The organism is Pseudocolwellia agarivorans (assembly GCF_002000085.1).
Lineage (GTDB): Bacteria > Pseudomonadota > Gammaproteobacteria > Enterobacterales > Alteromonadaceae > Pseudocolwellia > Pseudocolwellia agarivorans.
Genome location: NZ_MUZU01000018.1, coordinates 28,950 through 48,888, shown reverse-complemented (window position 1 = coordinate 48,888; position 19,939 = coordinate 28,950). Strand labels below are relative to the sequence as shown.

Below are 19,939 nucleotides of genomic sequence, written 5' to 3'. Positions count from 1 at the left end.
AGCAATGACCCTATTTAGACAAATAAACTCATTATTGTTTGGATTATTTCTCTTAGTAATGACCAGCTTGGTTTACTTCCAGTTTAATCAAACCAAAGACTTTATGAGCCAGCAAATGGCCTCAGATCTCAATAACACCATGACCTCATTAGGTTTAATGCTGCAACCCCATATAGAAACAGGCGATATGGTATCTGCGGAAACGCTAGTTAATGTTATTTTTGAAGGCGGGTTTTATCGTAAAGTGACCCTAACATGGTTAGTTGATGGTAAAGAACAAGTATGGGAAAACCCCATAGTTATTGAAGGTGTGCCCCAATGGTTTGTTGACTTAAACCTGTTTAAAGTGCAAAAAAAGGAAAGTGTTATAACCTCAGGTTGGATGCAACTGGCCAAGCTTGAAATAGAAGCACATCCCGCCCATGGTTACCAAGAATTATGGCGCATAATGAATGACACCATCATGGTATTATCTTTTCTTTTTATCGTCTCTATTTTTGCACTAAGACTCAGACTAAACCGTATCTTAAAACCCTTAAATGGCGTTGCGGTTCAAGCAAGAGAAATAGCACAACGAAAATTTGGCCAAGACATAAAACTACCTAAAACAGCCGAATTACAAGAACTTGTTATTGCGATTAACTCAATGTCATCTCAGCTACAGCAAGTATTTTCAACACTCGATCAAGAAGTCAGCGAGCTAAAAGAAGACAAGCTCATTGATCAAGTATCTCAACTGCCTAATCGCCAATACCTATCTGCTCAAATGAATAATTGGCTTAACGAACCTGGCTACGGCGGACTTATTTTAGCTAAATTTGATTGGCTAGAAGAGGTTTACAGTAAATACGGTTATCAAGGTCGCGATGAAATTATTAGAACTTTATCTAATAGAATGAAAGCTGAATTACCTGAAATTGCAGACAGCATAATTACCCGTATTGCCAATACCGAATTTGCATTTTTGATCACCAAAGCCGAGCATCACCAAATTGAAAAATACCTGCAAACGCTTATTCGACTGATCAACCAAGAAATTACCAAAGCTGGCTGTTTGCCAAATACCGACTTTTACATAGGTATTAGCGAACGTATAGAAAACATGCAACCTTCAGACTTAATGTCGCAAACAGATAACGCACTACAACAAGCGCACCGCGAGAATAAAATTAGTCACTGGATCGATACACAACAAACACAAAAATATAGTCGCGAACAATGGCGTCATAAATTAGAAGATGCCATTAACAACAACCACTTCGTATTCCAGTGGCAAAAAATATGCAACATGCCCGCGAAAGATATTATTCAACGCGAAATTTATTGTCGCCTAAACATAGACGATCAAACCGTTAGCGCTGCCGAGTTTATGCCCTTTATTGAATTGTTATCACTGGGTAGTCAACTCGACAAGTGCTTGCTAGAAACCATTGAAAAACAAAATATTTTAAAATTAGCCCAACAACCTGTAGCAATAAACTTAACCCACGATAGCCTTTTAGATGCGAGTTTTGCACAGTGGCTGGGAGAGTTTCTTAAACAATCGTCTCATGTTGATCGTATTTTATTTGAAATACCTGAGTCTGCTCTACTCAACAACTTTGACCAATGTAATTACATCGCCCAAATTATAAAAGCAGCAGGCGCAAAAATAGGAATAGATCAATGCGGCCGTCAAATTGGTTCTCTTGATTATTTGCGTAAGCTACAGCCTGACTATATTAAACTAGATCAGTCTTTTGCCTTTTATGAAAAGTTAAATCAAAACAACGAACTATGTCGTGCTTTAATGAGTGTTGCTAAAGGCTTAAAAATTGAGGTGATCATCACCGGAATTGAAGACCAAGAACAACTCGCTCACTTTGTTACTTTAAGAGCTGATGGCTACCAAGGTTACATATCAGCACCTGAAGATATAACCTTGTAAAAATAACTAAGCTAATCGCGGTGGTTTCAAAAAAACGCCGCGATTACCCTCCAATGCAACACCCCATCTCCTAAAATTATTGCAAAAGACATAAACTTTTACCTTTCAAAAAGAATAAGTGATCGTTTTTTTCCTAAACACTGTATTATATATTTATTGTATTAAAGCCATTGAACACCCTACAAATAGAGTGAATCAATGCATTAAGTTAAAAGCTAAAAAAGGATGCTCGTGTTAAATATATTACTGGTTGACGACGATGAGGAATTTACCAACGTCGCTTGTCACATTATTGAATTTCTAGGTCATGACACTTCTACAGCAAGTTCATTAGAAGAGGCATATCAGATATTAGAATTTAACGATTTTGACCATATATTTTTAGATTTTATGTTACCTGATGGAAGTGGCTTACATTTAATTGATCACATCAATAAATCAAACAAATCACCTTATATTACACTGATCACAGGGCATCCCCTTGTTAAAGGTATGCTCAGTAGCCTATGCGGCCCCAAAATAGGTTATTTAGCTAAACCATTACAACGTGAAGATTTAGAGCAAGCCTTATCCCATAAAACCCAAAAAAAACCTAGCAAAAAAAATGACTCATCTATGCCTACTAAACATTTTGATTGTTTAATTGGCGAATCAAAAGCAATGCAAGAGCTTTACACTATGATAGAACGTGTCGCACGAACTCAAGCTAATGTCATGCTTATGGGGGAAAGTGGTGTTGGTAAAGAAGTGGTAGCACAAGCGATACATTACGCGACCAACAAAGCGAATAATAGTGAATATGAATTAGTCGCAAGCAACTGTGGTGCTATTTCAAAAGATCTGATCACTAGCGAACTATTTGGTCATGAAAAAGGCGCATTTACCGGTGCTATAGCGAAAAAAGAAGGTGTTTTTCAACGAGCCGGAAATGGCACTTTATTTTTAGATGAAGTCACCGAAATGCCAATAGACATGCAACCTAACTTATTGCGTGTACTCGAAAATAAAAAAGTAACACCGGTAGGTGGAGCTAAAGAAATCGACGTGAATTGTCGCGTAATATCGGCATCTAATCGGTCGGTTGCTGAAATCGCTGAAAAAAAATGCCTGAGAGAAGATATCTATTTTCGACTTGCGGTTTTTCCTATTTCAATTCCTGCATTGCGTGAACGCAAAGAAGATATCCCCTTATTAGCCAACACCTTTCTAAACGAATTAAATAACGAATATGATCGAAATCATCAATGGGATGCAACGCAATTACAACGACTTGTTGATTACGACTGGCCAGGTAACGTACGCGAACTACGTCATACCATTCATCGTGCTTTTATTATGTCTGATCCGCAATCAGCATCAGTTGAATTACCCAAAGATTTCCGTTCTCCCTTCTCTTCAATATCGGAACAAAAACATAGCTTAACTGCTGGGCAAACTATTGAAGACGTTGAAAAAGAATTAATTAAAGTTACCCTAGCCGATGTTAACGGCAACAAATCGCTCGCCGCAGAAATGTTAGGCATTAGCACTAAAACCCTCTACAACCGCTTACATGCTTATGGCGACTTTAAAGACTAATATTAAAGGTATGGAAATGACCAATCAAAACAACGAAGCACCATCAAAAAACATTAACGAGCTCATTCACGATGCCCGAGCTCCGCTAAATAGAATATCAATGCAGGCTGAGCTAATTAAATTGGTAATTGAAAACGAAATGCCGCCAGAAAAAGCCCTAGAAGCTGCTAATAAAATTATTGACTCATGCCAAGAATGTAGCCAATTTTTAGAGCAAATATCCAACAAGTAATACTCATTAAATAGGTTTTTACATGTTAACCATTAAACAATTATTAGATAATAAAAAAGTTTCATGGGCGTTAGTTTTTATTATCGTTATTGGGGTTATTAGCATTAATGTAACCCTCGCCATTAAAACTATCGACCAACTTTCAAAAACCCAAAAAGGCTTAACCAATACGGGCGAAGTTATTTTGTCTTTAGACAAATTACACATTCTAGTTCTATCGGCAGAAACCGGCCAACGTGGTTACTTATTAACAGAAAATAAAGACTATTTAGCCCCCTACCAAGAAGCTATTTCTCAGGTAATGAACCAAATTAAAGAAGTTAAAAAACTTCGCTTAGATATGGTTGGCCTAGAAAGCAAACAAATTGAATTACTAAGCTTAGTTGAACAAAAGTTAATAGAACTCAGCTTTACGGTTGATTTAGCATTAAATGATAAAGAAAAAAGCGCGCTTAAAGCAGTGATGACAGGTCGAGGAAAAAACTTTTATAATGAAATAAAAAAACACTTCGACGAACTACAAGATGCGGAAGTTACACACCGCAACCATCTATACAAAAAACTAGAACTCATTGAACAAGAAGCTAAATTTACCTTCAGCATCTCAGCCATTACCAGTTTTTTACTATTACTGGGTTTGTGGGTATTAGTTAGAGTAAACAACAAAACAGAACAACAATATAAAAACTCTTTAGAACAACAAAACATAAAACTAGCAGACGAAGTAAAAGCACGCACCAAAGAACTTACCTTATACGCAGAAGAGCTGGCACGTAGTAACCGTGAACTAGAAGACTTCGCATTTGTCGCCTCGCACGATCTACAAGAACCATTACGCAAAATCAGAGCTTTTGGTGACCGGTTAATGACAAGTTACTCGTCAAGCATAGATCCTAAAGGACAAGACTATTTAAAACGCATGTACAACGCTGCCGAACGTATGTCTAACTTAATCAGCGACTTGTTAGAATACTCTCGCATAAATACGCGAGGCAAAGCCTTTGTTGTTGTATCGCTTGATCAAGTGCTAATCGATGTAATAGACGATTTAGAAGTTGCCATTGATGAAAGTTCAGCCACCATTCAAACAACTCCTTTACCGGAGATTAATGGCGATATAACACAGCTTAATCAATTATTTTTAAACTTATTAAGCAATGCCATTAAGTTTAAACAAGACGATATCCCCCCTGTTATTCATATTAGTTACAATGAAAGCTACGCGTTTGATCCCATATTAAAAACAGACAGCCTATGGTACGAAATCACCATAAAAGATAATGGCATTGGTTTTTCACAAGAGTTTGAAGACAAAATTTTTATCCCTTTTCAACGACTACACACACGTAGCCAATACAAAGGAACAGGCATAGGTCTAGCAATATGTAGACGAATTGTTGAACGCCACGGCGGCGATATATCCGTAAAAAGTGAAATAAATTCAGGTACTGAATTCACTATAAAAATTCCACATAATTTCACGTTTACCACAACCAGTTAAGAGCATGAATATGAATACTAAAGCAATAACTATTTTAATAGCAGACGACGATGAAGACGACAGGCTATTAACCCAAGACGCTTTAATAGAAAGCAGAGTACTTAATACACTTTACAGCGTTGAAGACGGTGTAGAACTACTTGAATACCTAAACCGAGAAGGCAAATATCAAGATAAAGCCTTATCACCTAGGCCAGATTTGATATTGCTTGATTTAAATATGCCGCGTAAAGACGGGCGAGAAGCTTTAAAAGAGATTAAAAGTAATCCAGAACTAAAAGGTATTCCTGTTGTTATATTAACCACATCAAAGCAAGAAGAAGATAAAGTAAAAGGTTACAACTTAGGTGCGGCTTCCTACATTACCAAGCCCGTTAATTTTGAAGGCCTAGTTGATCTCATGAAAACATTAGGTAAATATTGGATTGAATTTGTAGAGTTTCCCGTGTCGGAAGACAAGTAATAAATTAAAAATTTAAGTAACCACTTGGCGATAATGATCAGTTATGACTAACCCAATAAAAAGCGTATTGCTAGTAGAAGACGACGAAGACGATTACCTATTAACCAGTGATTATCTTCAACAAGTATCAACTTACCAGTTTGATATTCAATGGACCGACAGCTCCGTTGAAGCGCTAGAGTTACTTAAACAAAATAAGCACGACATCTGCCTACTTGATTATCAATTAGGCTCAATTAATGGCTTAGCCGTACTTAAACAAGCGATTAATGCCGGCTGTACCATACCTATCATTATGTTAACCGGCCAATCTGACAATCAACTTGATAACGACGCCCTAGATGCTGGGGCTGTTGATTACGTTGTAAAATCAGAGCTTAACACCACACGTTTTCATCGTGCTATTCGCTATGCGCTGTCTCGAAAGGAAATTGAAAACGAACGCTTAGAGCGTATTAAAGCTGAAACCCGTAGTCGATCGAAAGACAAATTTGTTGCTCACCTTAGCCATGAACTACGTACACCACTTACTTCTATTTTGGGCTATACCGAGCTCTTATTATTCAATAAAGAAAACAGCCATATTCATGCTGAATTAAGCACTATTTTAGACAATGGTAAACATTTACTAGGTTTATTAAATAACGTACTCGACCTTTCAAAAATTGCCGCCGATAAGCTTGAACTCAACTACACCCATATCGCATTAGACAACTTTATTATTGACTTGTACGCCTTAATGTCTGTAACCGCTCAAGATAAAGGTATCGTACTAAAAATAAATGCTAAAACACCACTACCGCTACACATTAATGCTGATGCAATACGATTAAGACAAGTGTTTATTAACCTTATCCATAACGCTATAAAGTTTACCGACAAAGGTTCAGTTACCGTCGATATATGGTTAGACCGTAACAACAGTAACAACAGTAAAAACAGTAAAAACACCTTACACTTTACGATTACCGATACAGGTATTGGCATTCCTACACATTTACTTGCCACAATATTTAAACCTTTTGAACAAGTGGAGGATATTGTTTCACGTAACGAAGAAGGAGCCGGCTTAGGTTTAGCCATTTGTTGTGAACTATTAAAACAAATGGGCGGAACAATAGAGGTAGAATCAACAGAAAATGTTGGCAGCAAATTTATTATTACCCTTGAGTTAGGCGATATATCTCATACCACCGTTGCGCCTTTATCTTTTAACCGAATACGCTCACAAGCAACAACAGAAAACTTCCCCCAAATTACCGGACACGTATTAATAGTTGACGACTTAAAAGATATTCGAAATCTTATTGGTTTTATTTGCCGATCGTTTGGTTTAAAAACATCCTTTGCCGTTAATGGCGAACATGCCATCACTAAAATTTTAGAAGCTCAAGAACAAGGCAACCCCTTTAACAGCATACTTATGGATATTCACATGCCTGTTTTAGATGGTAAACGTACTATTTTAAAACTACGTGAAATGGGCATAACTACACAAATAATTGCCGTTACCGCAGCAACAATGAAAGGTGTACATCAAGAACTAAAAAGCTTAGGTTTTAACGACGTAGTTGCAAAACCGGTAGATAAACACGCCCTATATCAATCGTTAACACAAAGCTTAGCGCGTAATAAAAATACCAGAGTGCAAAAAAATCCGCTTAATCAGCCGGCAAAAAATACATTTAATACAACAGAAAACGCCGCATCGCCCTCAAAACACTTTTTAATTATTGAAGACGATAAAGACGCCGCTCAAGTTACCGCCTTACTCCTCAATAATTTAAATATTGAAGCAAGTATTGCCCACAGCGCAGCAGAAGCAACAACACTTTTAACACAAAACGAAGGGCTATCTAACCACCAATACGACCAAATATTATTAGACATCAACCTCCCCGACGCTAATGGTTTAGTCTTGTCTAAACAACTACGAATACTCTCACCTAACAGTAAAATAACCATTATTAGTGGCAACGCAATCAGTCAAGACGTACTAACCGAATTCTCGATTGATCAAGCACTGCTCAAACCCATTAACTTAACTATGCTTAAACAAATAACTTAAAACTCCCCCTTCATTCACCAATCAACCTCAATTGTGAAAATTATACATTTTCACTTTGTAAAGTTTACTGCTATATATTCACATCACCTCAACAATAAAATAAAAACAACTACAAAACAACAACTTAACCATTGGCACAAGTATCGCATTACTATACCTGAAGACACTCATTAACAAATCTAAAAGGAGAAACATATGTTAGGTTGGGCATTAACCTTTTTTGTTATAGCAATTATTGCGGCTATCTTTGGTTTTGGTGGAATCGCGGGAGCAGCAGCTGGTGTAGCAAAAATTATATTTTTTATTTTTGTCGTATTGTTGGTTATCTCATTAATTTCCAATGCTATACGAGGTAAAGCACCCAAAGCTTAAATAACGTATTAACTGTATATACCCATTTTATTTTTTAACGGAGAATGACTATGACTATTAACAAAAACAAATCATTACTATTATTAACAATTATTGCAGCTTTGGGCTTAACCGCTTGTACAGATAACAAAGCTGAAAACGCCGGCGAAAAAATTGACAAAGTAATGTCTGACGCAGGTAATGCCGTAGAAGATGCAGGCGACTCAATTAAAGACGCAGCAACAGATGCTGGTAACGCAGTAGAAGATGCTTGTGAAGATGTAAAAGAAGGCTTAAAAGCTAAAGATCAAGACTGTTAATTTTAGCTTCCCCTAAACACACACTATCGCCTTTGGGTCATAGTGTGTTTTTTATTAAAAACACACTGTTCATACCAAACACCTGATCAGTAACAGGAATATAACTCATGAACGATTCAGCCAGCCTACTTATTAAAAACACTTTTGCCACCCTATTCACCTTTATATTTTTAGGGTTAGCTGCAGCCATTTTAATTTCTTTAGTTGTCAATATATCTACAGCGATATTGAACGGCTCCGATATTATGGAAATGTTTTTAAACAGTATAAATACTGGAGTCATTGGATTAGCGGTATTTGAACTCGCTCTCGTGATTAATAAAGAATATGTAAATAATACGCCAGATAAAAAAGAAGATGACGCGATCACAGTGTTAAGAAGAACAATGCCTAGATTTATAGGTATGGTCTGTGTTGCTTTATCGCTTGAAGGGCTAATTATGGTAATAAAATATAGCCAGCTAGATCTCGCAGGTAACCTATACTACCCAGTAGCCATAATAACTTCCACGGCGCTTTTGTTAACTGCATTAGGGCTCTTTTTACACCTAACCCGCAAGCCTAATTAAAACACTTAACTTTAAAGTTTTCAGCCTATTTATTGATAACAGGTATATGAAGGAAGGGCTATGTCTATTCAAAAAAAGCTTAAAAAAAAGACCAAAAAATTCATTAAATCTAAACATATGCTCAGTAGCCTTACCGTAGCATCTTTTTTAGAATCAACTATAGTCCCCATTCCGCTAGAAGCTATTTTAGTGCCTTTAATGCAAGCACGCCGTGAAAAACTATGGCTTATTGCACTTATGGCAACACTGGGTTGTATTATTGGCGCCTTATTTGGTTATGCCTTAGGTTATTATCTATTTGATGCCGTGGGTGATTGGATTATTAATACTTTTTCAACGCCAGAACAGTTTGAAGGCGTTAAGCAAAAAATGGAAAACCAAGGCTTCTGGTTTGTAATAACTTTAGGCATTGTTCCTGTTCCATTTCAAATCGCTATGCTTGCTGCCGGTGCTACTAAATATTCACTGACACTTTTTTTAATTGCCGCAACAATTGCCCGATCTATTCGTTATTTCGGGTTAGCCATAATCGTTTATTACGCGGGTGATAAAGCAGAAAAACTCATCCGTAAGCATAAAACCAAAACAATGATTGCTTTAACGGTTATCATTCTAGCTATGTGGGGTGTAAATAGTTTTTTTTAACCAATTTTATCTATTAAAAACATAAATTAAGCAGATAACCAGCCAAATAAAATGAACAAGGATATAAAATGCCTAGCCTTCTGACCGCCCTAACGTTTTTATTTATTGCAGCAACAATTATCCCTTTATTACGCTGTTCTCATTGGCTTATAAGAATATTTGATTTCCCCCGATTACAATTTATTATTGGTGGCTGTATTTTATTAATAAGCCAAGTCTTATTTATGCCAAATACATCTCCCTTATTTTTTACATACTTCACTCTGACAATGCTCTCAATAATTTGGCAATTATGGTGGGTGTTACCTTACACACGCTTTTGGCGAAAAGAAGTACAAACATCAAAAGAACACGACCCCAAAAATCAATTAACCATCCTTAACTACAATGTGCTGATGATGAATAGAAACGCTGGAGCTTTAATTGAATTGGTTAAGTTTCATAATCCTGATGTGCTTGTTACCTTAGAGTCAGATAAATGGTGGGAAAAAGCCCTTAGTACATTAACCCAAGAAATGCCTTACACCGTTAATTGCCCTTTAGATAATTTATATGGCATGCATGTTTTTTCTAAACTGCCGCTAGCTGATCAAGAAATTAAGTACCTTGTTGAAAATAAAATACCATCTATACATACATCAATAACATTGAGAAATGGCGTAAAAATACGCGCTCATTTTCTCCATCCTGCGCCACCCAGCCCAACAGAAAATGAACGTTCGTCACAACGAGATGCTGAGTTAATTATGGTGGCAGAGAGTATTGCTAAAACCAAACAGCCTGTTGTTGTTTCAGGAGACCTAAATGATGTTGCTTGGTCATCTACCACACGACTTTTTAGAAAAATAAGTGGCTTATTAGACCCCCGCATTGGCAGAGGTATGTTTAATACTTTCCATACATCATACCTATTTGCACGCTGGCCTTTAGATCATTTATTTCATAGCCAACACTTCACTTTATCAAAAATCAAACGCCTCCCCGCTATAGGATCTGACCACTTTCCATTACTCACAACACTGTCATACAGCCCACATAAAAAACAAACGGGAATAACCGCCCAACATAGCGATATAGAAAGAACAAACAATATAACCGCAGCAGAAAATGCAAACAGTAGTAATGTACCAAAGCCGGGTGAATAGCCTATTCATAAGACAACAAAGGCAACTTTCAACAACACTTATATTCAGACCCATAGTGTAAAATTTACTTATACCCTGTTTTTTTTACAATTTCCTTTATAAAACAAAACACATTAAAACCAATAAACAACTGAATATTAAGCATTTATTAGTTGGCCTATGATTTGCTTTGTACAATATGAAACATTCATCAGTACAAGGAAAATTTTATGAAGAATAAATCAATTATCTCTTTAGTTTTATCATCTCTATTTTTCATTCCGGCTTATGCTGCCGACGACTCCCCTATCGATAATCATGGTTTTTACGCTGGTGCGGGTTATGGATTACTCAATGTAGATGGTGAAGACGATTTTGATGAAGATGACAACGCTTACAACGTTTACATTGGCTCTCAACTTAACGAAGTTGTATCACTAGAAGCCGGCTATATTGATTTCGGTAAATATGGCGGCAGCAACTTAAATACTGAACTCGACGGTTACACCTTAGGCTTAAATTTAGGTTTACCTATTAACGATTACATCACCCTATTTGTTAATGGAGGATACTTATGGTGGGACGCTGATATTAATAGCGCTGCCGGAAATGGCGCAACAGATGGTAACGAATTTTTCTACGGAGCTGGAGCATCATTTGCTATTTCTCAAGGATGGGATTTAAAAGTCAATTACACCCGCTTTGATTTCAATTTTGACGAAGATGAAATCGGCATTCTGTCGAATATAGACAGTCTCGATAGCGAAATAGATTACGCAAGTGTATCGGTGCAATACACGTTTTAAGTAATACCGAAGCACTCAAATTATCAAACAAAAAACATGGGCATTTAATAACTTGTCGTTTGTTTAACTAAACAACTGCAATTTTTTTATACAAGGAAATCATATGAAATTTTTTAAAATATCTCTTTTAACAGCAATAATAAGTACTTCGGCAATGGCAGATGAAACCATTGATAAAACATGGGAGCTAGGTGTTTTTGGCGACTATATTAAATCAAGTACCGCGAAAGAAAGCTCAATAGACTGGCAACAAATGGAAGCAGGTAAATCAATAGGTATTGACTTACAAAAAGCCGTTAATGACTTTTGGAAAGTAAGAATAGAACTTGCTCGTACTCGCTACGATGTTTTTAACGGTACAGATAAAGCTTATGGTAATCGTTACGGTGTTGACGCTATTTATACACCTGAAGACTCTGACATGTACCTATTTACTGGTGTAAAACGCTTCAACAATGCTGAAAGCTACAACGCCCTTAATGTTGGTGTTGGTTATAACTTCAAATTAAGTGATCGTTCTTCATTTTATACTGAAGCCGTTGTATATCGCGATGTTGATTATGGCTATACAGACCAAGGTTTCAAATTGGGTTATAAATATGCCTTTGGCGACACCAAAAAAAGCACGCCAGCAAAAGTAGACAAGCCCGTTAAAACGGCTAATGTTCAACCTGTCGTGAAAAAAGAACTAGACGGCGATAAAGATGGTGTGTTTGACAAAAATGACCTATGTAAAGACACACCAACAAACGTAAAAGTAGATTCTAGAGGCTGTACGTTATATGCAGAAGAAAGTGTATCTATTAAATTAAACGTTAATTTTCCTATGGAAAGCGCAGCATTAAGCCCTGCTTCAATGATAGAAATTCAACGCTTAGCCGACTTCATGAAAGAATACAAAAATACCGATGTTGTTATTGAAGGCCATACCTCTGCAACAGGCGAAGCAGACTACAACTTAGCCTTATCAGAAAAACGTGCTTATTCAGTAAAAAATGCATTAATTAATAACTTCAACATTAGTGCTAACCGATTAAGTGCAGTAGGCTTTGGGGAAACTCAACTGCTTTCTCAAGGCAACACAGCAGCCGACCATAAAGCAAATCGTCGTGTTGTTGCTCAAATAGAAACAACAACCAAAAATGTGGTTAAAAAATAGCTACACAAAACAGCTAAATCATAAGAACAAAGGGTATAAATAGGTTAATAACTATTTATACCCTTTTTTATATTCAAGGAGTCAGAATTGACATCTTCTATTATGGATTATATGATTCGTATATCAATCATATATGGAACGCATAATGGGAATAGTTAAAATATCTGACGAATTACATGATGAAATCAGAAAATCGAGTAATGTAATGTCTAGATCTATTAATTCACAAGCTGAATTTTGGATCAAAATGGGAATGCTTGCCGAGTTAAACCCAACACTCACCTTTCATGAAATAATTAAAAATCAATTACTAAAAGAGAACCTGACTATTGCAGAGTTATTACATGAATAAAACCATGATAAAAACTGATGCAGAAATTAATTTCATGAGAGAGTCTGGCAGACTTTTAGCTCAAGTATTTAAAATGCTTGATGACTTTATTTGTGAAGGTATAACAACACTAGAAATTGACACTAAAGTAGAAAGTTACATTGTTAATGAATTAAATGCACGCCCCGCCAGTAAAGGGCAATATGGCTATCAGTATTCACTTAATACCTCTGTAAATGATGTGGTATGCCATGGTGTTCCCAATGATAAATTCCCTTTGAAAACAAAAGATATTTTAAATGTTGATATCACCTTAGAAAAAAATGGTTTTATCAGTGACTCAAGTAAAATGTATATTTTAAGTGCAGCAAGCCCAGAAGCTAAACGTTTAGTTAAAACGACTTACGAGGCTATGTGGAAAGGTATTAAAGCAGTAAAACCTAAAGCAACACTCGGCGATATTGGTTATGCAATTCAAAAACATGCAGAGTCGGCTGGCTATAGCGTCGTTCGAGAATATTGCGGTCATGGTATTGGTAAAGAAATGCACGAAGATCCTCAAGTGCTGCACTATGGAAAACCGCATTCAGGTTTGGTATTAGAAGCAGGCATGACATTCACTATTGAACCCATGATCAACCAAGGTTCAAAAAAAATAAAAACTAAAAAAGATGGTTGGACAGTTGTTACACATGATAAAAAGCTTTCAGCTCAATGGGAACACACAATTTTAGTTACCCAAACGGGCTATGAAGTACTAACCCTTCGTGAAGATGAAAGCCTAACAGACATATAATTGGCTCAATTTACTGATAAGTAAAAACGCCGCCTAAAGCACCAAATCAACGCCAGTTCATTCAACCTTATTGATTAAATGTAAAAACCCAAAAAGCACCTACTGGTGCTTTTTGGGTTATTAATTATTGATATCGCAAGCACTATAAAAAATGGTGCTGAGTTAAAAATTCGTGGTAACTAAAACGCTACAGCTTCATTAATAACTGCATTAAACCAGATAAAGAAGAATGAGAAGACGTACCTGTATCGCTTACCATTCCTTTAACAACACCTGCACCAAAAGCCGCGGCTATTCCTTCTTCAGACGCTAATAACGTATTAATATTTGATTTGGCGACTAAGCTGGTATGTTGGTCAAACGCACAAGCTGCGGTGTAAATTTGCTTCGCGTTTTCTACCTCTTTTATTTCATCTTTAATAATAAATTTCATGCTAGTTACCTTCTACAATTTGCGCAACCGTTGAATGAAAACCAACGAGTTTCCATATGCTTTTTAACTGCTTAAATAACCATAAACCTAAAGACGTATTAACAACGAGTAACAAAATGATAGACAGGCTTATAGAATCAATAAACTTATAAACCACTAAACCTAAGCCAATATTTAACAATATCCATATTACCGCCCCTATAACAACAAGCGTTAAGCTGATAGCAAACGATAACAAAATAGCGCTAAGGCTAAGCTTAGCCTCAGCAACTACGAGGTTTTTAGAGGCAATTAGTCTAGCAATTTTACTTCCAAATAAAGCTTCAATACTGTCGTAGGTTTTCTTGAAGGAAGCACTTTGCTCCATGCGTTCTTCGTGATGTTCTTTAACGGTATGCTCTTGTTTTGGAATGCTCATGCTAATTTACGCCTCGCTTATCTTCTTTTTAAAAGTGACGACACCAGCATACCTACGGTAAACGCTATCCCCGCGGTAGCAACAGGATTTTCGATAGCATATTGCTTAACGCCCGATTTATCCCATTTCTCTTTTAATTCACTTTGCTTTTGCGCCAGCGTTGCTGAGCTTCTTTGAGCGGTTGCACGCAAAGTGTCTTCTGCTGAGCCTACTTTCTCGGCTAAAGTGTCTACCGACTCATGCAAAGTACCTTGTAACTTATCCGCTACTGGATGCTCTTGTGCTACGTTTTTTTTGATTACAGGTTTAGTTTCTTGTTTTGACTGTGCCATGTTAATTATCCTTTTCTGTTGAATGTAATTAAGATTAAATTAAGTATTTTTAAGCTCGTTCAATAACGTATTAAGACGCCATTTCCGTAAGATAATGATCCGCTAGTTTTTCCTTTTCACCATCAGACAATGCTCTACCTGCCTGCTGAAAGAACTCTTGCTCTTCTTCCTCTAAATGGTGATCTACTTTGTGAGCCAACTTCTTAAACGTTAATAACCATTGTGGCGAACTCATATCTAACGTATCTAACTCGGCAATAAATTTATCAATTTGATGATGCTCGGCAACACCGTGTCGAGACAGATCAACCGTATTGTCTAATTGCATCAATGGCGCGTAAAAATGTCTTTCTTCTGCTACGGCATGGGTTTCTAATTCAGCTTTAAGTTGTTGATAATATTCGGCTCTAACGTCTGAATCACCATGAGTGCCTAGCAACAATTTTATAAGTGCTCTTTGTTTATCGTGATCATTACGTAATGCTTCAAATATCTTCATGTGGTCTCCTACAAGTCGTTTGTTTAAAGTCATAAGGCTGTATGTACTCAGCTAATATCTCTCACGTTTAGGTAACAACAAAATGTACATATTTCAGAATAATAACGAACCACGTCAGTATTAAATGCCATACCTTGTTACCGCTCGTTACGCCTAAACGTTTAATGTTCACTTAATAAGGTTCAATATCTGTACCAACTAAAACAAAAACATAAACACTTGAAAATATAGAGATTATTTTAAATATAGGGAAAAATAAGAAATTGCAGACGTAAGATGTACACACCCTACGTGAAAGATTTACACAGCAGTGATTAACCCGAGCATTGCTGAAGAGATTGGGAGGGGCTTTATAGCTAACGTTAAGTATTATTGATCGTTAGCTTTTGGAGGAGTGTTATTCTATTAAAAAGAATTAATGTCATACTTCTAAGTTGATACTAGTAAATTATTTGTTAAATAAGATCAATAGATGATATCTCTCCTTTCACTTCACTACTCACTACATCATCTATATCAATTTTTTTTGTATAATTTTCAGACATTGCAAGATTATAAATAGATAATTTTTTATCCGAACTAAGTTCCTCCCACCAATCTAAATTAAAAAAACAATTCTCTGAATATGCAAAAATTGATTTGGTCAACCAAGACTTAATAAAATCGTTACTTTTAGCAAAAACATCAGATAAATAGTTTTTAATAACACTATGTTCTTTTAAGTAAGATATTACATAAGCACCTTTACCGTTCACTGTTACAGTCGATATAGCAAAGTGTTGAAACAAGTAATTAGATATCCCCAAGTTCTGAATCTTCACTCCATTAATATCGTAATAAGGCGACATTGTTCCACAAACAGCTAGACTCAAAGGCTCATTAATTACAATCACATAAGATGAAATCATATGATAATTAGAACTTATCCTTACCTGTTCATATTTTTCTTTAATTGATAAAATATCATCAAATCCCTTAAATACATCTCTTTTTAATAGCATTAATTGTTCTTGTAATATCAATTGTTCACTTAACTTATACCCTTTATCCAAATTATCAATTTGCCAAGTAACAGCTTTTTTAGCTGCTTTTTTTTGATAATATTCATGACATATAGCACGATAGGAACTTGCCCAACAATTTTCTGGAGAGGCAATGAATTCATTTAACTCTATTTCTTTAAATAACTCAGTGTCATGAAAATCACAAAAGCCATAAAAAATAGATGCTTCTTTTTTTACACCTAACTTAATATCCCTCACGTTTTCAAAGCCACTATTATTTCGATAAAAACTACCAACATGCCCATCCTTAGCTATACTAGATAATACTCTTCCTCGCTGGATTGTATGCGCACCTTTTATTGGCATTTTACAGTTTTTATTATCAAATGAAGCTGAACAATATTTTTTACTATCAAATATATTTAATAGTTCTTTTCTCATTTCTCCTTCGCTTATCTTACGTAATTCATGTCTCTTTTTGTGACATTTTATATATTTCTTTCCGCTTTGACACCAACAAGGATCATGAAGAGGAGTATTAAAAGCATGAAATATCGTCTGTATAAACAAATAGTTAGTTTCTTCATCGAAACTACGAATCATACTACTTATTCTTTCGGACAAATCATCCATACGTGTTACTTTCCTTTATTATCTAACAGCTTATTATGTAAACACCCCTATGCAGCGCCCACTTCAAGATCTAACAACCTACCAGAAATTACAGTAAATTCAATCTGATAAATTACCAAGCTTAGTTGATGGCTAAACCCCAGACTTTGGATTGCCATATATTTTAAAATATTGAGAAAAAATATTTTTCCTAGAAACTCCTTTGGACTGGGAAATAAGTGGAAGTGTAAATTCCTTATTCTCTAATATTTCAACTTTCCATTGAGTTTCACCAATAAAATAGAAAGTTACCGTATTCTCGCCTTGAATATTGTAATCTCGAAAAGTCCCCGTTGAATACATGCTTCCAATAGTGGCTGAATCAAGAATATCTAAACTTTCATTCAAGAAGTGAATATGAAGCATATCCTCATTAGGAATGTCATCCGTCATAAAGATAAGATAGTTATAACCTGTTTTAATACAAAGCTCCAAGTAACAACCATCAATATTTTTACCTGTGTTCGTATTACCTAAAAATATAGCGCTTTGCTCAGAAGAAATAGGTTGTGTATTAAATTTTTGATTATCAAGTATTTTCATATTTTTCATAAATACCAACAGACTATACTCCTAACAACATAATGTAATTTTTCATTGAGGCTGTATTTAGTGTTAAACCTACAAGAAATCACAATAAATTCATTCTGATAAATTAACAAGCTTAATAACTTACCTGATAATTACGAGGGCATAATATTGGTTTCAGCATTACCCATGTAATTAATGGGTAATGCTAAATGTAATGAGGTGATCTGCTAAAGGGGGTTTCTAGATGTGTTCTATTAATTATTGTTTACTATTTTTTATGGGTTACTTTAAAAACAGTATTTATTGCGGCCATATTTTTTGGCTTGATACAGTTTTGTATCTGCATTTTTAATAAAGTCAGACAGGCTTAACCCTGTTTTGTTTTTATAGGTTGGGGAATATGCTGTAACGCCAGCGCTAATGGTTACATTGCGGTGCTGCGCTTTCGGTGAATGAGGAATATTTAAGTTGTTCACTGACTCAACAATATTTTTAGCGATTTTTTTCGCGCCTTCTAAGTCGGTAAAAGGCAATAACATAACAAATTCTTCGCCGCCAAATCTAGCCACAAAGTCTTTAGAACGGTGTTTAGTGCGGGCTAAACATTGTGCCACTTGTGCTAAGCATTCATCACCTTTTACGTGGCCAAATTCGTCGTTATAAAACTTAAAGTTGTCTATATCAATCATAATAAGCGCCACTGAACTTTCGCCTCGTATAGCGGCTTGCCATTCTTCTTTTAATTGTGTGTCGAACGACATTCTATTGGCTAGACCCGTTAGCGCGTCGGTTTTAGAAACCTGTTCAAGTTCTTTACTACGTTTTACTAATTTCATGTGATTTTTTACACGTTTAAATAAAATATTAGAACTTGTGTCGCTTGATATGTAGTCAATAGCGCCTAAAGATAAGGCTTTTTCTTCTTCAAATTCGCTGTAATGTTCACTCACAAAAATAACTTGAATATGCTGAGTGGTAACATGTTGTTTTACAAATTTACACACGTCTAATCCTGACATGTCGGGTAATTGTGCAGATGAAATAATTAAGTCAACTTTCTCATCTAGCACGATTCTTAAGGCACCTATGGCATCTATCGCTGTTTTTACGGTGTAATCGTTATCAAAAATATCAACCCACTGGTCTAACTGCTGCTCAAACTCGTGCACTAACAATAGCGTTAACTTTGTTTTAGTTTCAGTGCTTGATACTAAATGCAGTTTTTGTTGAGTAGATGGCAATTGATAAAAATCCTCTTGTAAATGAGCTTGGCGTTTCATTTTATATTCTCCTTAATGTAAAAATGTTCGCTTGCTCATTATATCAGCTTAATCGCGAATAGTTGTACTAAGTTGTAACCTAAAATAAAAGAAAGCACACCGAGGTGTGCTTTTGCTAAACGTTTAAAAATTAACTAAGTGCAACTTCTAATTTATTAATAACCGACTTAACGTCTTTTGTATTAGTAGCAATGGCTACAGCTAATTCTTTGGCACTGTCTGAATCAACTTCTCCCATTAATGTTACTACACCGTTTTCAACTTCTACTTCGATGTTAGTACCGCTTACTTCCGACTCTAGTAACAATTTGGTTTTAACAACCGCTTCAACTTTCGAATCGGTTAACGACACTAAAATTTGCGCGTCTTCACCGTTGTCTTTCTCTAGTACGGTAAGCTTGTTTTCTACTGATTTTACGCCTTCTAAGCTTTCTACTAACTCGCCAGCTAAGGCTTTATCTACTTCGCTATCAACCTTACCAGTAAGAATAACAACGCCACTTTGAACGTCTGTGTTTATATCAAAGGAATTTAAGTTACCGTTAAATAGTAAAGTGCTTTCGGCTTTACCGTCTAACCATGCATCTTTAGATCTATCTTCCCATGTGTTGTCTGCATAAGCTGCAGTTGAACCAAGAGTTAATAACGTTACTGTAACAATAGAACGAATTGAGTTTTTCATAATATTCTCCTTTAAATTAATTCACTTTAACTATTGCGACTATCATGCCAAACCGTAATATATTGATTTTTAAAGTGTATTTAATTTTAAGTGATGTATTAGGTTATTATTTATAGCGTTTTTTACAAGCCATAATGTAAAAGTTACATTCGTATTTACTAGATAAATAAAAACGCCATTGTTGCTACAACAATGGCGTTTAATGAATAACTTGAGCC

Annotated in this window: 23 protein-coding genes; 15 read left to right on the top strand and 8 right to left on the bottom strand. The window is 35.8% G+C overall.

Annotated elements, in window-relative coordinates:
• The first annotated feature begins 4 nt into the window (after positions 1-4).
• From B0X80_RS18940 to map, 15 genes are all read left to right on the top strand, one after another.
• On the top strand, positions 5-1,927 hold the full coding sequence (locus tag B0X80_RS18940; protein ID WP_077343148.1) for a bifunctional diguanylate cyclase/phosphodiesterase: 1,923 nt from the start codon (positions 5-7) through the stop codon (positions 1,925-1,927).
• 231 nt (positions 1,928-2,158) lie between these two features.
• Positions 2,159-3,505 carry a sigma-54-dependent transcriptional regulator gene (locus B0X80_RS18935; RefSeq protein WP_077343146.1) on the top strand — a complete coding sequence of 449 codons (1,347 nt, stop codon included), beginning with the start codon at positions 2,159-2,161 and terminating at the stop codon, positions 3,503-3,505.
• Positions 3,506-3,521: 16 nt separating this feature from the next.
• Positions 3,522-3,737, top strand: a complete 216-nt coding sequence (locus B0X80_RS18930; protein WP_077343144.1) for a histidine kinase — start codon at positions 3,522-3,524, stop codon at positions 3,735-3,737.
• Between the two features lie 22 nt (positions 3,738-3,759).
• A complete protein-coding gene (locus B0X80_RS18925) occupies positions 3,760-5,238 on the top strand; it encodes a sensor histidine kinase (protein ID WP_077343142.1) in 1,479 nt (492 codons plus the stop codon).
• Between the two features lie 4 nt (positions 5,239-5,242).
• Positions 5,243-5,701: a response regulator gene (locus B0X80_RS18920; RefSeq protein WP_077343140.1), complete on the top strand. Its 459-nt coding sequence runs from the start codon at positions 5,243-5,245 to the stop codon at positions 5,699-5,701.
• A gap of 43 nt (positions 5,702-5,744) precedes the next feature.
• Positions 5,745-7,769, top strand: coding sequence for a response regulator (locus B0X80_RS18915; protein ID WP_077343138.1), 2,025 nt, complete (start codon positions 5,745-5,747; stop codon positions 7,767-7,769).
• Between the two features lie 195 nt (positions 7,770-7,964).
• Positions 7,965-8,141 (top strand): DUF1328 family protein, encoded by a 177-nt coding sequence (locus B0X80_RS18910; RefSeq protein ID WP_076420663.1) that lies wholly within the window; start codon positions 7,965-7,967, stop codon positions 8,139-8,141.
• Positions 8,142-8,191: 50 nt separating this feature from the next.
• Positions 8,192-8,440, top strand: a complete 249-nt coding sequence (locus B0X80_RS18905; RefSeq protein WP_077343136.1) for a hypothetical protein — start codon at positions 8,192-8,194, stop codon at positions 8,438-8,440.
• 107 nt (positions 8,441-8,547) lie between these two features.
• On the top strand, positions 8,548-9,009 hold the full coding sequence (locus B0X80_RS18900; protein WP_077343134.1) for a hypothetical protein: 462 nt from the start codon (positions 8,548-8,550) through the stop codon (positions 9,007-9,009).
• 60 nt (positions 9,010-9,069) lie between these two features.
• On the top strand, positions 9,070-9,654 hold the full coding sequence (locus B0X80_RS18895) for a YqaA family protein (protein WP_077343132.1): 585 nt from the start codon (positions 9,070-9,072) through the stop codon (positions 9,652-9,654).
• Between the two features lie 68 nt (positions 9,655-9,722).
• A complete protein-coding gene (locus B0X80_RS18890) occupies positions 9,723-10,799 on the top strand; it encodes an endonuclease/exonuclease/phosphatase family protein (RefSeq protein ID WP_077343130.1) in 1,077 nt (358 codons plus the stop codon).
• Between the two features lie 209 nt (positions 10,800-11,008).
• The gene (locus B0X80_RS18885; protein ID WP_077343128.1) at positions 11,009-11,584 is read left to right on the top strand and encodes a porin family protein; all 576 of its coding nucleotides are present in this window, start codon (positions 11,009-11,011) and stop codon (positions 11,582-11,584) included.
• A 103-nt stretch (positions 11,585-11,687) separates the two neighbouring features.
• Entirely contained in the window at positions 11,688-12,743 is a 1,056-nt protein-coding gene (locus B0X80_RS18880) for an OmpA family protein (protein ID WP_077343126.1), read from the top strand.
• 145 nt (positions 12,744-12,888) lie between these two features.
• Entirely contained in the window at positions 12,889-13,095 is a 207-nt protein-coding gene (locus tag B0X80_RS18875; protein ID WP_077343124.1) for a ParD-like family protein, read from the top strand.
• Entirely contained in the window at positions 13,088-13,870 is a 783-nt protein-coding gene (gene map, locus B0X80_RS18870) for a type I methionyl aminopeptidase (protein WP_077343122.1), read from the top strand. Before B0X80_RS18875 ends, map begins: the two co-directional genes overlap by 8 nt.
• A gap of 187 nt (positions 13,871-14,057) precedes the next feature.
• Here the strand turns inward: map and B0X80_RS18865 are convergent, their stop codons facing one another.
• From B0X80_RS18865 to B0X80_RS18830, 8 genes are all read right to left on the bottom strand, one after another.
• Entirely contained in the window at positions 14,058-14,303 is a 246-nt protein-coding gene (locus B0X80_RS18865; protein WP_077343120.1) for a hypothetical protein, read from the bottom strand.
• A 1-nt stretch (position 14,304) separates the two neighbouring features.
• Positions 14,305-14,721: a hypothetical protein gene (locus B0X80_RS18860; protein WP_077343118.1), complete on the bottom strand. Its 417-nt coding sequence runs from the start codon at positions 14,719-14,721 to the stop codon at positions 14,305-14,307.
• 17 nt (positions 14,722-14,738) lie between these two features.
• On the bottom strand, positions 14,739-15,053 hold the full coding sequence (locus B0X80_RS18855; RefSeq protein ID WP_077343116.1) for a DUF883 C-terminal domain-containing protein: 315 nt from the start codon (positions 15,051-15,053) through the stop codon (positions 14,739-14,741).
• Between the two features lie 70 nt (positions 15,054-15,123).
• Positions 15,124-15,552 carry a hemerythrin domain-containing protein gene (locus tag B0X80_RS18850; protein WP_077343114.1) on the bottom strand — a complete coding sequence of 143 codons (429 nt, stop codon included), beginning with the start codon at positions 15,550-15,552 and terminating at the stop codon, positions 15,124-15,126.
• A gap of 455 nt (positions 15,553-16,007) precedes the next feature.
• The gene (locus B0X80_RS18845; RefSeq protein ID WP_139345353.1) at positions 16,008-17,189 is read right to left on the bottom strand and encodes an SEC-C domain-containing protein; all 1,182 of its coding nucleotides are present in this window, start codon (positions 17,187-17,189) and stop codon (positions 16,008-16,010) included.
• Positions 17,190-17,321: 132 nt separating this feature from the next.
• Entirely contained in the window at positions 17,322-17,771 is a 450-nt protein-coding gene (locus B0X80_RS18840; protein WP_077343164.1) for a hypothetical protein, read from the bottom strand.
• 275 nt (positions 17,772-18,046) lie between these two features.
• The gene (locus B0X80_RS18835) at positions 18,047-19,039 is read right to left on the bottom strand and encodes a GGDEF domain-containing protein (RefSeq protein ID WP_077343112.1); all 993 of its coding nucleotides are present in this window, start codon (positions 19,037-19,039) and stop codon (positions 18,047-18,049) included.
• A 130-nt stretch (positions 19,040-19,169) separates the two neighbouring features.
• Complete coding sequence (locus B0X80_RS18830; protein ID WP_076420688.1) at positions 19,170-19,721, bottom strand: BON domain-containing protein; 552 nt, start codon at positions 19,719-19,721, stop codon at positions 19,170-19,172.
• Between the last annotated feature and the right edge of the window lie 218 nt (positions 19,722-19,939).

Coding starts and splice junctions, on each gene's coding strand:
- B0X80_RS18940 (WP_077343148.1), top strand. CDS start 5: ATGACCCTATTTAGACAAATAAACTCATTATTGTTTGGATTATTTCTC.
- B0X80_RS18930 (WP_077343144.1), top strand. CDS start 3,522: ATGACCAATCAAAACAACGAAGCACCATCAAAAAACATTAACGAGCTC.
- B0X80_RS18925 (WP_077343142.1), top strand. CDS start 3,760: ATGTTAACCATTAAACAATTATTAGATAATAAAAAAGTTTCATGGGCG.
- B0X80_RS18920 (WP_077343140.1), top strand. CDS start 5,243: ATGAATATGAATACTAAAGCAATAACTATTTTAATAGCAGACGACGAT.
- B0X80_RS18915 (WP_077343138.1), top strand. CDS start 5,745: ATGACTAACCCAATAAAAAGCGTATTGCTAGTAGAAGACGACGAAGAC.
- B0X80_RS18910 (WP_076420663.1), top strand. CDS start 7,965: ATGTTAGGTTGGGCATTAACCTTTTTTGTTATAGCAATTATTGCGGCT.
- B0X80_RS18905 (WP_077343136.1), top strand. CDS start 8,192: ATGACTATTAACAAAAACAAATCATTACTATTATTAACAATTATTGCA.
- B0X80_RS18900 (WP_077343134.1), top strand. CDS start 8,548: ATGAACGATTCAGCCAGCCTACTTATTAAAAACACTTTTGCCACCCTA.
- B0X80_RS18895 (WP_077343132.1), top strand. CDS start 9,070: ATGTCTATTCAAAAAAAGCTTAAAAAAAAGACCAAAAAATTCATTAAA.
- B0X80_RS18890 (WP_077343130.1), top strand. CDS start 9,723: ATGCCTAGCCTTCTGACCGCCCTAACGTTTTTATTTATTGCAGCAACA.
- B0X80_RS18885 (WP_077343128.1), top strand. CDS start 11,009: ATGAAGAATAAATCAATTATCTCTTTAGTTTTATCATCTCTATTTTTC.
- B0X80_RS18880 (WP_077343126.1), top strand. CDS start 11,688: ATGAAATTTTTTAAAATATCTCTTTTAACAGCAATAATAAGTACTTCG.
- B0X80_RS18875 (WP_077343124.1), top strand. CDS start 12,889: ATGGGAATAGTTAAAATATCTGACGAATTACATGATGAAATCAGAAAA.
- map (WP_077343122.1), top strand. CDS start 13,088: ATGAATAAAACCATGATAAAAACTGATGCAGAAATTAATTTCATGAGA.
- B0X80_RS18865 (WP_077343120.1), bottom strand. CDS start 14,303: ATGAAATTTATTATTAAAGATGAAATAAAAGAGGTAGAAAACGCGAAG.
- B0X80_RS18860 (WP_077343118.1), bottom strand. CDS start 14,721: ATGAGCATTCCAAAACAAGAGCATACCGTTAAAGAACATCACGAAGAA.
- B0X80_RS18855 (WP_077343116.1), bottom strand. CDS start 15,053: ATGGCACAGTCAAAACAAGAAACTAAACCTGTAATCAAAAAAAACGTA.
- B0X80_RS18850 (WP_077343114.1), bottom strand. CDS start 15,552: ATGAAGATATTTGAAGCATTACGTAATGATCACGATAAACAAAGAGCA.
- B0X80_RS18845 (WP_139345353.1), bottom strand. CDS start 17,189: ATGGATGATTTGTCCGAAAGAATAAGTAGTATGATTCGTAGTTTCGAT.
- B0X80_RS18840 (WP_077343164.1), bottom strand. CDS start 17,771: ATGAAAATACTTGATAATCAAAAATTTAATACACAACCTATTTCTTCT.
- B0X80_RS18835 (WP_077343112.1), bottom strand. CDS start 19,039: ATGAAACGCCAAGCTCATTTACAAGAGGATTTTTATCAATTGCCATCT.
- B0X80_RS18830 (WP_076420688.1), bottom strand. CDS start 19,721: ATGAAAAACTCAATTCGTTCTATTGTTACAGTAACGTTATTAACTCTT.